Here is a 13,316-nt window from a genome sequence, read left to right as displayed (position 1 = left end):
CGGTCTGGATGCGCTGCGGTCACGGCGCCCGGCTAGGTCCCCGCGAGTTCGTCGGCGTCGGCCTCGACGTCGTAGTCGTAGAGCCAGGAACGGAAGGTGACGGAAGCGGCGATCTCGGCGTCGCGCTCGTTCAGGTCGTCGTACGCGGAGTCGTACCGCTGTCCGTTCGCGCGCGCTCCGCGCTGCACCTCGGCGACGCGCGGCCGCCGGAGCGACTCGTACGCCTGCAATGCCTCGCGTGCGGTGGCCCCGTCGCGGGTGGCCAGCAGGGCGGCGAGCGCTACGGCGTCCTCGATGGCCTGATTCGCGCCCTGTCCGACATGCGGCAGCATCGGGTGCGCGGCGTCCCCGAGGAGGGTGAGCCTGCCGTTGGTCCACGTGCTCAGCGGTTCCCGGTCGTACAGACCCCACCAGAAGGTGGCGTCGACCTGGGTCAGCAGCCGCTCGACGGGCGAGTCCCAGCCCGCGAACGCCGCGGCCAAGGCAACCGGATCGCCCGCGGCGGACCAGGATTCCGTGGTCCGCTCATCGCTCGGCACGAAGCCCACGTAGTTGATCAGTTCGCCGGAGCGCACCGGGTACACCAGGAAGTGCTTGCCCTCGCCCATCCAGAGCTGCGACACGCCGCGACGCCACCACGGCAGTCGTTCGGCCGGGATCAGGCCGCGGTAGGCAACCGAACCGGAGTGCACCGGACGCGAAGGGGCCACCACGTACCGCTGGAGAGCGGAGTGGATGCCGTCCGCGGCGATGACGACGTCGGCGGTCGCGGACGCGCCGTTGTCGAACTCCAGGTGCGCGGCTGCTTCGTCCTGGTCGAAGCCCACGCACCGGTGGTTGGTGTGGATGATCCCGGTGGGTAGCCCGTCCGCCAGGATCGTGAGCAGGTCGGCGCGGTGCATGCCGTACATGCCGTTCCAACCACGGGAATCGGTCGTCAGGATGGGCGCGACCAGCGTGCCGTCCTTGCGGTAGTACTGCGACCCGTCGCCGATGCGCGCGCCTGCCGCGGCCAGTGCCGACCCCATGCCGATCCGTTCGAGCAGGCGGACGCTGTTGGGCGTCATCAACACCCCGGCGCCGATCTCCCCGAGTTCCGGAGCCTGTTCGTAGACCGTCACCTCGATGCCGTGCCGCACGAGGGCGTTCGCGGTGGCCATGCCGCCGATCCCGCCACCCACGATCGCGACCCGAAGCCCGGGCGAGCCCATACCCAACCCCTTCTTTGATTTTCGTTAAGCGAAAACTTTTCGTTATTTGGTGGCGTGAAAGTTAATGGGGCCGAGATCGACTGTCAATGCTTGCGACACAACGGATCCCACGCTGGATGCCTCGAACGCGAACCGACGGGGCAACCGGGCGGCGAAAGTCGCTACGCCGCGCACCCGCTGTCGGGCGCGGCCTCAAAACCGCCGCGCCGCAGGCAAGTCCTCAGGTCAGAGCGTGTTGCCGAGCCGGGCGGCCTCCCGCCGGACCACGGGCAGGAATTTCTCGCGCAGCACGTCGAGGGAAGCTCGGGCGGTGGAGGTGCTGACGCTCATCGCGGCGTGGGTCCGGCCGAGGCTGTCCCGGACCGGAACCGCCACCGTGAGCACCCCCGGCTCCAATTCCTCCTCGGTGAAGGCCATTCCCTCGTCGCGGGTCCGCTGGACCCGTCGGCGGATCTCGGCGATGGTCGCTGGGCTGTTCGGCGTAAGGCGTTGCGGCCGCCAGCTTTCCAGATATGCCTCGAATTCCTCGTCGGGCAACGCGGCCAGCAGCACGCGCCCGGTGGAGGAGGCGTACGCGGGGAGCCGCGTGCCCACCCGCACCCCCGCCGAGGCAAGTCGGGTGGCCTCCGCCCGCTCGATGAACAACGCGTACCCGTCGTCCAGGACTGCGATGGACGCGGACTCGCCGAGCTCGTCGCGCACCGCCGAGAGACACGGCTGGGCAAGCATCGGCAAGGACGCCGTACGAGAGTAGGACGCACTCAGGCGCATGATGCGAGGGGTCGGCCGGAAGTACTTGCCGTCATGGGTGACGTAGCCGAGCTCCTCAAGGGTCAGCAGACAGCGGCGGGCCGCGGCCGGTGTCGTGCCGGTGATCGCGGCGGCGCTGCTGACCGTGAGTTTCGGCCGGTGCGCGTCGAACGCCTCGATGATCGCGAGCCCCTTCGCGAGCCCGCCCACCACCTCGCGCCGGGGCTTGGGCGAAGCGCCGGATTGCCGGGTCTCGTCCGGGTTGCCCGATGATGTCGCCATATTTTCGTTATACGAAACTAGTTCGTTAACGTCAAATCGCCGGAATGGAGCCGGGTGGTGTGTGCGAGCAGGTTGCGGCGCAGCACAGCGTCACAGGGCCTGCGGCTTCGGCTCAACCAGGCGGCGCACCGCTAGGACCAGCGCAGCGCGATGTTCTTCCAGTCGCTCCTTGGACTGAGGATCACCGTCGGCGGCGCTGCGCATGCCGGGCGGCGCGCTGAGCCAACTCTCGGTCATCCGCAAGACCAGCGCGAAGAGGTCGACGGCGGGAATGTCGCCGGTGAGCCGTCCCGCCCGCTGCGCAGCCGCGACACTGTCGACCCGCGCCCGGTAACTCTCGCGTTCGGCGGCCGTCGGCTCGGCGCGCTCGAACGTGCGCCAGGCCGCAAGCATCCGCGACCTGGGATTGGCGAGCATGTAGTCGAACCTGGCGGCCGCGAAGCCCACGAGGTCGCCATCGACGAGAGGGACGGCCTGGACCAGCGACCCGATCTGCCGTTCGAGAACGGCACTGAACAGCCCGTCCTTGTCGCCGAAGTAGGCGTAGATCATCCGCTTGTTCGTGTGCGCGCGGTCTGCGATCCGATCGATCCGAGCTCCGGCGTACCCGTGCTCGGCGAACTCCTCACCTGCCGACGCGAGCAGCAATTCCTTGGTCGCCTCGGGGTTTCGCGGTCGATACACCTTCGAATCGGGTGTCGCTGGCATGCCGTCAAGAATAACATAAGTAAACTAAGTAGTTACTTGGCTTGAGATGGAGTAACTCGATTGTTACTTAGCTTGCGGGGATGTCTGCTCGGCCAGCAATCCCATCCAGCAGGGGATGCGGCGAAGTCCGGCAGGTGGGTCGTTTGCCGCGCGCTCTGGCGTTTCGCCGCCTGCGAACTCGACGCCGCGCGACCTTCCGGCTTTGCGAGGCGGGCTGCATCGTCCGCGACCAACCGGATTTGCACTTGCCCCATGGCTCTGTCGGCACGTCGCCCGAGTTCGTGCGAGCCCGCCGTTCAGGCGCCGCTCCACTCGATCTTCAGGTCGCGGCCCTGCATGCGCCCAGCCTCGGCGGCGGGCTTGCGGGTGGAAGGATCCGCCGGGTTGGTCCCGATTGCCTCGGTCGACACCGCGTCTGGAGTGACGAGTGCGACTTGGGCACCGCTGACGCGAAGTTCCTCGATCGCTTCGTCCAGTGTTTTCTCGACCGGGAAGAGCTCCGTGTTCCCGAGAGGGGCAACCACGAGGACTCTTGATGCCCCGAGAGCGTAGTCCGCGCTCGTGTTCGACCGGACTGCCCCGTCCACGTACCGGCTTCCATTGATCGTGACGGGCGGCCATATCCCCGGCACGGCACAGCTCGCGGCGACAGCCTCGACCAAGCCGACGCCCGTTGCCTTTTCGAAGACCCGAGGCTCGCCGCTATTTGCGTCCACCGCAACTATTTTCAGTTCTGGCCCAAGCGATGGCCATGCGTGCGATGGCAGGCGCGATTCGACAACCGCACGCCTTTCCCGCTCGGTAACGGTTTCCGCATCCAGGGCGAACCTGCCCAGCGAGCGGCGCCTCTCCGGTGGATGCACATCAACTTCTCCGAGCACTGCGGCGATGTCCCTTGCGAAGGTCGTCAAGTTCACCTGAGCGGCGATCTCCGCGGCCTGCAGATCCGGCTCGGTCTGCCTGGCGAAGAGCACGTGCAGATCCAATCCACTGCCCAGCTGTGCGGCTACCGTTGCCCCTGCTGAGGTTCCGACTATTTCATCGACCGCCCTTGCTTCTAGGCCCGCATCGGCCATTCCTGCAAGTAATCCGGTCGTCCATGCGATACCGGCAATTCCGCCGCCTCCGAGTACCAATGTCTCGGCCATGAAGCACCCTTTCCGCAAGCCAAGTAGTCGACATATCAGCGCCCTCAGCGCCAGTAGGCGTACAGCTACGTCAAGGCGCCGCGAAGGCCGTGCGGCGACTCCGGCCCCGCCCCGGGTCGATCGGGCGACGATGAGCCCAGCTCGTCCACAATGGACCTACAGAGGCGAGGTTCTTGGAATGGTCATCCCATCCGTGCGCTGTCGGACCGTCGATCGGGGCTGTGCTGATCGCCAGGTCATGCTCCTCAGTATGGGGGATCGGTAACTACAATGTTACTACTACTTGCTGGATCAAGTCAAAGAACAGTTACTTCTGTTAGCCTCGCCGCGGATGTCCACTTCAGACCGAGGAGATCGACGTGACGAGCGAAGGCACCGACAAGAGCGTCGAGCGGCACGCGGGGTGGCTGGAGCTGTTCTACGACTTGCTCTTCGTCGTGCTCGTGGCACAGCTCGCGCATCCGATGGTGGACCATCCGACCTGGCAGTCCGGGCTCCGACTGCTCGTGCTCTTCCTACCCGCGTGGTGGGTCTGGGTCGGCTCGACGCTCTACACCAACCTGACCGGCGAAATCGGCGCCGAGCGGCGGATCGACGTGCTGGTCCAGATGGCGATCCTGCTGGTGATGGCCGGGGCGGCGACACCGGCGGCGCACGGTCACCTGGCCGTTTTCGCGAGCGCGTACGCGGCTTCGCGCCTCGCGGTGCTGACGTTCAGGTTGGTGGTGCGCGGGAAATGGCCCGCGGGCGGAGCCAACTGGCCGCTGCTGTTGTCGGCCGCGCTGTGGGCGGGCTCGATCGCCGTGGAACCGCCCGCGACGTACCTCCTGTGGCTCGCCGGGCTTGCGGTGGAGATCGCTCCCTGGCTCCTGGGCACCCGCAGCGGTTCCCCGCTGCGTCAGCGCCTCGTGTCGGGCGGAGTGGAGATCGGCCACCTCGTCGAGCGGTTCGGACTGTTCATGATCATCGTGCTCGGGGAGGCGATCGCGCAGATCGTCGCCGCGATCGCGGATGCGGACGCCGCACCGCCCGCGGTGATCACCGGCCTCGCGGCGTTCGCGGTCGTCGCCATGCTCTGGTGGCTGTACTTCGACTTCGGCTCGGCAGTGGCCGGGCGGACGATGAGTGCGCGCCGCGAGGACGCGTTTCGGCTCACCCGCTCGATCTTCCTGATCGGACATTTCCTGCCCGTGGTGTCACTCGTCGCGTTCGCGGCCGGACTGGGCGGCCTGGTCGCCGCGGGGGCGAGTGGCCAGCACGCGGGTGACGCACTGCGGCTTTGCGTGGCCGCGCTGGCGGTCTACCTGCTGAACAACGGGTTCATCGGCCTGCGTGTCATGCGCTACCCGCTCGGACGGGTGTTTTCCTGGTTGCTGCCCAACCTTTTGCTGTTCCTGGTCCTGGCTTGGCTGGCCGACCGGCTCCTGCCTGCGATTCCGTTGGTCCTGATCGCCAGCTTCCTGACGATCGAAGCGTTGCCCGCGATCAAGCGTTGGCGCACCCTTAAGTAACTGTTCTTTGACTTAATGCCACGGCATCGGTAACCTTGTAGTTACTAATCCGAGCACTGAGGAGCATCATGTCTGACAACCATGGCCTGGAGACCGTGACCCTGACCGGCGGTCTGACCATCACGCGGATGGGATATGGGGCGATGCAGCTGGCGGGGCCGAATGTGTTCGGTGAGCCGCGGGACCGCGGTGAGGCACTGGCCGTGCTGCGGGAGGCGGTCGAATCGGGGGTCACCCACATCGACACGTCGGATTTTTACGGCCCGGAGGTGACGAACCGGCTGGTGCGTGCGGCGTTGCACCCCTACTCCGGCATCACGATCGCGACGAAGGTCGGGGCGCGTCGTGGTGATGACGGGGCGTGGATCCCGTCGCTGGAGCCGAAGGATCTGCAGGCGCAGGTGCACGACAACCTGGATCACCTGGGGGTGGACGTGCTCGACCTGGTCTACCTGCGGCTGGGTTCGCACGAGGGAACGACCGACGATTCGCTGAAGGCCGAGTTCGAGGCGCTCGCCGAGCTGCGTGCGCAGGGCAAGATCAAGCACCTCGGGCTGAGCGGGGTGTCCTCGGCGCAGCTGACCGAGGCCCAGGGCATCGCCCCGGTCGTGGCGATCCAGAACCTCTACAACCTGGTCAACCGGGAGGACGACGAACTCGTCGCCCGCGCCGCCCGCGAGCGCATCGCATTCGCCTCGTTCTTCCCGCTCGGCGGGTTCAGCCCACTGCAGCACGGCATCCTCGACTCCGTCGCCGCCCGGGTCGGCGCCTCCCCCCAGCAGGTCGCCCTCGCCTGGCTGCTGCAGCGCTCCACGACCTCCGTCGTCATCCCCGGCACCTCCAAGCGCACCCACCTGCGCGACAACATCGCCGCCGCCACCCTCACCCTCCCCGCCGACGCCATCACCGAGCTCGACACCATCGCCACCACCCAGCCCTGACCCACACCCAACCTCACCACCGGGCGAGGCCACACCCGCCCGCACCACCACGAAGGAAGAAAACCATGCCCGCAACACCCGGAGACCAAACCCGGCCCACGGTCGGCTTCATCGGTCTCGGTGATCAAGGCGCCCCCATCGCAGAAGCCATCGGCGACTCCGGATACCCGCTGCTCGTGTGGGCCCGCCGCCCGGCCTCGCTCGAAGCGCTCGACGGCGTACCGTTCACCGCCGCGAACTCGGTCGCCGAGCTGGCGGCCGCGAGCGACGTGGTGGCGTTGTGCCTCCCAGAAGACTCGGACAACGTGCAGGTCGCCGTGGACGGCGGCCTGCTGGAGAACATGCGGCCGGGCACGATCCTCGTCAACCACGGGACCGGCCTGCCCTCGGAGGCACAGAAGCTCGCGGAGCTCGCGGCGCCGTACGACATCACTGTGCTCGACGCGCCGGTGAGCGGCGGGCACGCGGTCGCCGTCGCGCGCCAGCTGACGACAATCGTCGGAGGCCCGGCCGCGGCGGTCGAGAAGATCACCCCGATCTTCAAGACGTTCTCGAAGATCGTGATCCACATGGGCCCGGTCGGTGCAGGCCAGTTCGGCAAGCTGTTCAACAACGCGCTGATGATGCTGAATCAGCGCAACATCGCCGAGGTGCTGGAAGTGGCGGCCGAGCTGGACCTGCCGCTCCAGCCGCTGATCGAGGTGCTGCGCTCCGGATCGGCGACCAGCTTCGCCCTCCAGGCGTTCGGCGGGGCCGTCACCTCGGAGAACGCCGCGCACCTCAAGCGGCTCCAGCTGATCGACATGGGCCTGTTCGGTGCTGCGGTCGAGGGCCTCGGGGATCAGGCGCGCAACGTCGTCGACCAGGCGGTCAGCGCATCCAATCGCCTTCCGGAACTCACCGCGACCATCGAGGCCAACGCCGCGCCCGCCGAGTAGATCCAGGAGCCGCCGGATGGACCAGGAGATCCGCATCTCGGGCTCACCCGGGCGCTTCTCTTCTCCGAAGCCGCTCACGTTGGACAAATTCCTTCCGTAACCTATGGGGGAACGAGCGCGCACTTCTCGGCCATGGCGAGAGGTGCGCGCTCATCCGTTTGGGTCTTGATCGGGCATTGTGCGGTGGTCGGTCGTCCGATCGCCGGGTGAATTCTGCGTCGTGTGCCGCAATTCGATGACAGGACCGGACAGATTTCGACTTACCCGCGCCGACCGCCTTTATCATCTGTTTACCTGGCTTTGGTGCTTGCTGGACGATGTTCGGTGCTTTCGAAAGAGGCCGCGATGTCGGTGTCACCTCGTGCTGTCCGGAATCCGTTGTTCGTGATCGGCGTGGTTCTCGCGGTGCTCGCCGCGCTGATCGGACCCGTCAACGCCAATCCCGCGCCGCCGCCCCCGCCGCCCGATCCCGTGCGGGTGCTGGCCGGAAACGTCAGCGGCGCGCCGGAAGAGAACTTCGAGAAGATCAAGCTCACCGATGATGTCGGGGAGCCGATGGCGTTGGCGGTGGCGCCGGACGGACGGGTGCTGATGACCGACCGGCGCGGTGTCGTGCGGTTGTTCGACCCGGTCACCTACAACGTCACCGAGGCAGGCAGGATTCCAGTCTACACCGGCGAAGAAGACGGGTTGCAGGGCATCGCGCTGGACCCGAACTTCACGCAGAACGGCTGGGTTTACACCTATTACTCGCCCGCAGGACCGGAGCCGAAGAACCGGTTGTCACGTTTCCGGCTCGACGGCGCTCAACTGAACCTGGCCGAAGAACAGGTGGTTCTGGAAGTACCCACGCAGCGCGACCTGTGCTGCCACGTGGGAGGCGACATCGACTTCGACTCGAAGGGCAACCTGCTGCTGTCCACGGGAGACAACACGAACTCGTGGGCTTCCGACGGTTATTCACCGATCGACGAGCGGCCGGGGCGAGCCCCGTTCGACGCCCAGAAGTCCTCGGCGAACACGAATGATCTGCGCGGCAAGCTGTTGCGGATCACCGTGCAGCCGGACGGTTCCTACACGATTCCGGACGGGAACCTGTTCCCGCCGGGCACGCCGTCGACCCGACCGGAGATCTACTTCATGGGGCTGCGCAACCCATTCCGGTTCAGCGTGGACCGCGCGACCGACTGGGTGTATGTGGGGGTCGTGGGGCCGGACGCCAGTGCGGACGACCCGGATCGGGGGCCGCGGCAGTACGACGAACTGGACCTGGTCAAAGGACCGGGCAACGGTGGCTGGCCGTACTGCATCGCCGACAACATCCCTTACCGCGACTACGATTTCGCCACCGGCGTCCCGGGCCCGGCGTTCGACTGCGCGAATCTCACGAACGATTCACCGAACAACACCGGATTGACCGAGTTGCCGCCAGCCCAAACCCCGTTGATCTGGTACCCGTACGAGTGCTTCGACGTCTTCCCGCAGATCGACTGCCCCGGTGGCGGGACCGCGATGGGCGGTCCGGTGTACCGGTTCGACCCCGATCTGGCGTCGCCGACGAAGTTCCCGGCCGAGTACGACGGGGCGGCGTTCTTCTACGAGTACTCCCGCGGGTTCGTCAAGGATGTCCGGGTGGACGACCAGGGGCGGCTGGTGTCGATCTCCCCGTTCATGCCGAACGCTGACTTCGACCAGCCGATGGACATGGAGTTCGGGCCGGAAGGATCGCTGTACGTGCTGGAGTACGGCGGCGGATTCTTCACCCCGGGCCCGAACGCCGGGCTGTACCGCATCGACCACACCAACGGCCAGCGTTCTCCGACCGCCCGGGTGACCGCCACCCCGCGTTCCGGCAACGCGCCGCTGGGGGTTTCCTTCGACGCGTCGGAATCGTCGGACGTGGACGGGGACGAGCTGCGGTTCCAGTGGGATCTCGACGGAGACGGCACCATCGACGCCGAAGGCGCACGGGTTCAGCACACCTACACCGAGAACGGCGCCTACGACGCGAAGCTGATCCTCACCGACGTCACCGGCCGGGTCACGGTGGCCCGGGTACCGATCTCGGTGGGCAATCACGAACCGGTGGTGAACCTGGAATTGCCGCCGGACGGCTCCGTGATCGACTTCGGCGACGAGATCTCCTACCGGGTCGGGGTTTCCGACGCTGAGGACGGCATGATCGGGCAGGGCATCAGTTGCGCCGACGTGCGGGTGCAGGTGGCGCTGGGGCACGACGAGCACGCGCACCCGCAGACCGAAGTTCAGGGCTGTTCGGGGCGGATCCCGATCCAGCAGGACGACGGGCATGGCTCGGATGCGAACCTGTTCATCGTCCTGCGGGCCACCTACACCGACCGAGGTGGGCCGAACGTGCCGCCTGCCGAAGTGAGCCACGAGATTCGCTTGCAGCCCAAGAACAAACAGGCCGAGCACGGCACCGCACTGCACGGGGTGTCGGTGGTTTCCGACGAGGGGGCCCAGGGCGGTGCGGCAATCGGCGACATCGATCCCGGGGACGCCGTGTCGTGGCGGCCGACGAGCCTGGAATCCGTGCAGTCCGCGGCGTTCCGGGTGGCCGCGCCGGGTGCGGGCGGCACGATCGAGCTGCGGGCAGGCGCCCCGGATGGGCCGCCGGTGGCCGCCGCATCGGTACCCGGAGGTGTCGCGGGGTATGTGGATCTTCCTGCGGTGCCGGTGGTTGATCCGGGCGGCAGCCACGAGCTGTTCGCGGTGTTCGGTGGCCAGGGAGCCGATCTGTTCCGGCTCGACGCGGTGCGGTTCACCGGGCTGGGCGCGGCGGGTCCGCTCAACGTGTCGGCCGCCAGTGACCTCGCGCGCGGTCCGGCACCGCTGGAGGTGACGTTGTCCGCCGTTGCCGACAGCGCCCCGGCCGGATCGCGCTACCAGTGGGACTTCGGCGACGGCACCACCGGTGTCGGCGCGCGGGTCGGCCACACCTACACCGCGCTCGGCGAGTACACCGCGACCGTGGCGGTGGTGGATCCGCAGGGCTTCGAACGGGGATCGGCGTCCACTGTGGTCAGTGCTACCGAGCCGGTGCGAGGTGTGCTGGCGGTGTCGCCCGGATCGGTGGAACTGTACGTCGGACAGCCGCATGAGGTGACTGCGACGTTGAGCGGGCCGGACCGCGCTGGGCAGGCGATCACCTTCGAGGTCTACCGGCGGGCACCCGCTGCGGGGCTGCCGCCCGGCCACTCGGCGGGTGTGCCGTTCATGCTGGCCGATCGGGAGGTGGTCAACACCGATCAGGGCGGTCTCGCGCGGTTTTCCTACGGCAGTCCGGTTGCGGCTTCGGAGATCGTGTTGGCGTGCGCGGCGCTGCGGGACTCGTGCAGCCGAGGTGACGGGCGCTTGGTCGTGGTGGACGGCGTGCCGGTGAACGTGCGCGATGACGTGCCGACCGGGCGGGGCCAGGTGTTGTGGCGTCCGGCCCCGGATGCCGAGGGATGGCTGCGGTTGTTCGACGGGCGCACCTTGGCCGGATTCAGCCAGGTCGGCCAGGGCGGGTTCACCGTCGCCGACGGGATGCTGCGGCCAACGGAATCGGGTCGTGGCGTGCTGTGGTACGCCCAGCAGCAGTTCGGTGATTTCGTGCTGGAGGCCGAGTACGAAACGTTCAGCGTCAGCGCGGATTCCGGGCTGATGCTGCGCTTCGGTGATCCCGGTGGCGACGCCACGCTGCCGGGTCGCGAGGGCTACGAGGTGGCGATCCTGGATCGGGTGGACTCCGTCGACCAGCGGACGGGTTCGCTGCGCGGGGTCAAGGCCGCCGAGTTCCTGGCCGCCAAGCCGCCGCTGGGCGGGTGGAACCGCTTCTCCATCGAAGTGCGCGGCAACACCTACGTCGTCCGGCTCAACGACCAGGTCGTCACCGAGTACACCGGCGATGCCGGTCGCGGCCAAGGGCCGTTCATCGGGCTGGAGAACGCCGACAACCAACTGAGGTTCCGCGACATCCGGATTCGACCGCTGTGAGCCCGTCACTGACAAGGAGGACAGGGATGCGTGTTCGGGGTGTGTTGCTCGTTGTGCTGGCGATGTTGGCGGTGATGTCCACGGGCGTGGCGGGTGCCGCCGCCTCGCGGGCGGATTCCTCGGCAGGGCCGACGGCGTATCGGCCGTGCGGGCCGCCGATCACGTTGTTCGACGGGAGCAGTCTGGACGGGTGGTCGCAGGCGGGCCCTGGCGGGTTCGACATCGTCGACCGGAAGCTGGTCAGCCACGGCGGCATGGGTCTGCTGTGGTACTCGGCCCGCAGCTTTGCCGACTACGAGTTGCGGTTGCAGTGGCGGGTCACCGCCGAGACCAACAATTCCGGTGTGTTCCTGCGCTTCCCCGACCCCGGTGACGACCCGTGGGTGGCGGTGGACCACGGCTACGAGGTGCAGATCAACGACAATCCCGGTGGAGATCCGCAGAAAACGGGCGCGATCTACAACTTCCAGCCGCCGCTGCGGCAGGCGTCCAACCCGGTCGGCGAGTGGAACACCTACCGGCTGCGGGTCACCGGCCAACGCTACGAGGTGTGGCTGAACGACGTGCTGGTCAACGACTTCACCAGCACCGACCCGGCACGCGGCCCGGAAGGCTTCGTCGGCCTGCAGAACCACGACCCCGAAAGTCGCGTCGAATTCCGCGACATCCGCATCCAACCGCTGACCGACCGCTGAGCCGATCGGCGGGATCCGCGAGATCATGAGCCCTGGCGCTGCTGATCGCGTCAGCGGTAGGCGATGCGGCGCAGGAGTCTGATCAGCTTGTCCTGCTCCGTCGGAGACAGCGGGGCGACCAGGTCGCGCTGCACGGCCCGCACCGCGGGGGTCACCTCGGCGAGGGCGTCGCGCGCGAGGTCGGTCAGCACCAGGAGTTTGCGCCGCCGATCGGTTTCGTCCCTGGTGTCGAGCACCCAGCCCCGGCGGCGCAGCCGCGCCAGGATGTCCGCGGCGCTGGACTTGTCGAGTGACGCCATTTCACCAGCGGCCGTCTGGTCGATTGCCGGGCGCCAGGCGAGACTGCACAGCAGCGCGTACTGCGACGGCGTGAGCAGCGCGCCCACGTGGCGACTCCACAGCATCCCGTGCACCTGTTCGGCCCGCCGGATCAGGTGCCCCGCCGTTGAACTGAGCGGCAGCACGTCGATGCCTTCGTCCGCGTCCTGGCCCGCCGCGGGCACCTGCCCCGCGTAGGCCACCTGGCCCAGCAGTTTGCGGAAGTTGCGCCGCAGGTTGGGGCCCAGCGGCTGCAACAGGCGGTCCTGCACCGTCCCAACCCGGGCGGTGAGATCGTGCAGCATCGCTTTGGCCGACGGCGTCAGCCACAGCTGGTTGCGCCTGCCATCGCCCGCGTCGCGATCCCTGCGGATCCAGTCCTTGCGCTGCAGTCGCTCGACGATGTTGGCCGTGGTCGACTTGTCCAGCGACGCCAGGCGGCCCGCCGTCTGCTGATCGACGCCCGACTTTCGGCTCAACGCGCTCAGGATCGCGTACTGCGGGCCGGTGATGTCGTTACCGACCTCGACCGACCAGATCGCGGTGTGCATCTGCTGGGCGCGGCGGATGAGGTGGCCGACCGTCGTGTCGGGTGGCAGCGCGATGGCGACCGGTTCCGGCGCGCGTGGCGGTGGACTGCTGCCGATCGCGGGGTTTCGCACAGGTGTCCCTTCCTGCCCCAAGTTGCTCCAGCGGACCGAAATGGAACGTATACGGACCATCTCATGATGCCGAATGATAGCCCCTTCCTCGTCATGGCCTTGACTGCGTGGAAATGAGGGCCTAGATTCCGGAAGACATAGTCCGTATACGTA

At 67.5% G+C, this 13,316-nt stretch carries 10 protein-coding genes; 5 read left to right on the top strand and 5 right to left on the bottom strand.

Features of this window, described 5'->3' with window-relative positions:
* Positions 1-32: 32 nt before the first annotated feature.
* The 4 genes from ACTWQN_RS03335 to ACTWQN_RS03320 form a co-directional block, all read right to left on the bottom strand.
* Complete coding sequence (locus tag ACTWQN_RS03335; protein WP_443201805.1) at positions 33-1,211, bottom strand: FAD-dependent monooxygenase; 1,179 nt, start codon at positions 1,209-1,211, stop codon at positions 33-35.
* Between the two features lie 225 nt (positions 1,212-1,436).
* Entirely contained in the window at positions 1,437-2,243 is an 807-nt protein-coding gene (locus ACTWQN_RS03330; RefSeq protein ID WP_443201804.1) for an IclR family transcriptional regulator domain-containing protein, read from the bottom strand.
* A gap of 90 nt (positions 2,244-2,333) precedes the next feature.
* Positions 2,334-2,951 carry a TetR family transcriptional regulator gene (locus ACTWQN_RS03325; protein ID WP_443201803.1) on the bottom strand — a complete coding sequence of 206 codons (618 nt, stop codon included), beginning with the start codon at positions 2,949-2,951 and terminating at the stop codon, positions 2,334-2,336.
* Positions 2,952-3,247: 296 nt separating this feature from the next.
* Positions 3,248-4,099, bottom strand: coding sequence for a patatin-like phospholipase family protein (locus ACTWQN_RS03320; RefSeq protein ID WP_443201802.1), 852 nt, complete (start codon positions 4,097-4,099; stop codon positions 3,248-3,250).
* Between the two features lie 359 nt (positions 4,100-4,458).
* On the opposite strand from ACTWQN_RS03320, the gene ACTWQN_RS03315 reads away from it, so the two are divergent.
* The 5 genes from ACTWQN_RS03315 (at position 4,459) to ACTWQN_RS03295 (ending at position 12,183) form a co-directional block, all read left to right on the top strand.
* A complete protein-coding gene (locus ACTWQN_RS03315) occupies positions 4,459-5,610 on the top strand; it encodes a low temperature requirement protein A (protein ID WP_443201801.1) in 1,152 nt (383 codons plus the stop codon).
* Between the two features lie 68 nt (positions 5,611-5,678).
* Positions 5,679-6,551, top strand: coding sequence for an oxidoreductase (locus ACTWQN_RS03310; RefSeq protein ID WP_443201800.1), 873 nt, complete (start codon positions 5,679-5,681; stop codon positions 6,549-6,551).
* A 65-nt stretch (positions 6,552-6,616) separates the two neighbouring features.
* The gene (locus ACTWQN_RS03305; RefSeq protein WP_443201799.1) at positions 6,617-7,489 is read left to right on the top strand and encodes an NAD(P)-dependent oxidoreductase; all 873 of its coding nucleotides are present in this window, start codon (positions 6,617-6,619) and stop codon (positions 7,487-7,489) included.
* A 345-nt stretch (positions 7,490-7,834) separates the two neighbouring features.
* Entirely contained in the window at positions 7,835-11,488 is a 3,654-nt protein-coding gene (locus ACTWQN_RS03300) for a PQQ-dependent sugar dehydrogenase (protein ID WP_443201798.1), read from the top strand.
* 26 nt (positions 11,489-11,514) lie between these two features.
* A complete protein-coding gene (locus ACTWQN_RS03295) occupies positions 11,515-12,183 on the top strand; it encodes a 3-keto-disaccharide hydrolase (RefSeq protein WP_443201797.1) in 669 nt (222 codons plus the stop codon).
* Between the two features lie 50 nt (positions 12,184-12,233).
* On the opposite strand, the gene ACTWQN_RS03290 is transcribed toward ACTWQN_RS03295, so the two are convergent.
* Positions 12,234-13,163: a MarR family winged helix-turn-helix transcriptional regulator gene (locus ACTWQN_RS03290; RefSeq protein ID WP_443201796.1), complete on the bottom strand. Its 930-nt coding sequence runs from the start codon at positions 13,161-13,163 to the stop codon at positions 12,234-12,236.
* Positions 13,164-13,316: the final 153 nt, after the last annotated feature.

Origin of the sequence: Saccharopolyspora antiqui (assembly GCF_052246905.1) — a bacterium.
In the GTDB taxonomy this organism is placed as follows: domain Bacteria; phylum Actinomycetota; class Actinomycetes; order Mycobacteriales; family Pseudonocardiaceae; genus Saccharopolyspora.
This window is presented reverse-complemented; position numbering and strand designations above follow the sequence as displayed.

Excerpts from the sequence above, each read along its gene's own strand:
- ACTWQN_RS03300 (WP_443201798.1), top strand. The coding sequence starts at position 7,835 with ATGTCGGTGTCACCTCGTGCTGTCCGGAATCCGTTGTTCGTGATCGGC.
- ACTWQN_RS03330 (WP_443201804.1), bottom strand. The coding sequence starts at position 2,243 with ATGGCGACATCATCGGGCAACCCGGACGAGACCCGGCAATCCGGCGCT.
- ACTWQN_RS03310 (WP_443201800.1), top strand. The coding sequence starts at position 5,679 with ATGTCTGACAACCATGGCCTGGAGACCGTGACCCTGACCGGCGGTCTG.
- ACTWQN_RS03325 (WP_443201803.1), bottom strand. The coding sequence starts at position 2,951 with ATGCCAGCGACACCCGATTCGAAGGTGTATCGACCGCGAAACCCCGAG.
- ACTWQN_RS03295 (WP_443201797.1), top strand. The coding sequence starts at position 11,515 with ATGCGTGTTCGGGGTGTGTTGCTCGTTGTGCTGGCGATGTTGGCGGTG.
- ACTWQN_RS03305 (WP_443201799.1), top strand. The coding sequence starts at position 6,617 with ATGCCCGCAACACCCGGAGACCAAACCCGGCCCACGGTCGGCTTCATC.
- ACTWQN_RS03335 (WP_443201805.1), bottom strand. The coding sequence starts at position 1,211 with ATGGGCTCGCCCGGGCTTCGGGTCGCGATCGTGGGTGGCGGGATCGGC.
- ACTWQN_RS03320 (WP_443201802.1), bottom strand. The coding sequence starts at position 4,099 with ATGGCCGAGACATTGGTACTCGGAGGCGGCGGAATTGCCGGTATCGCA.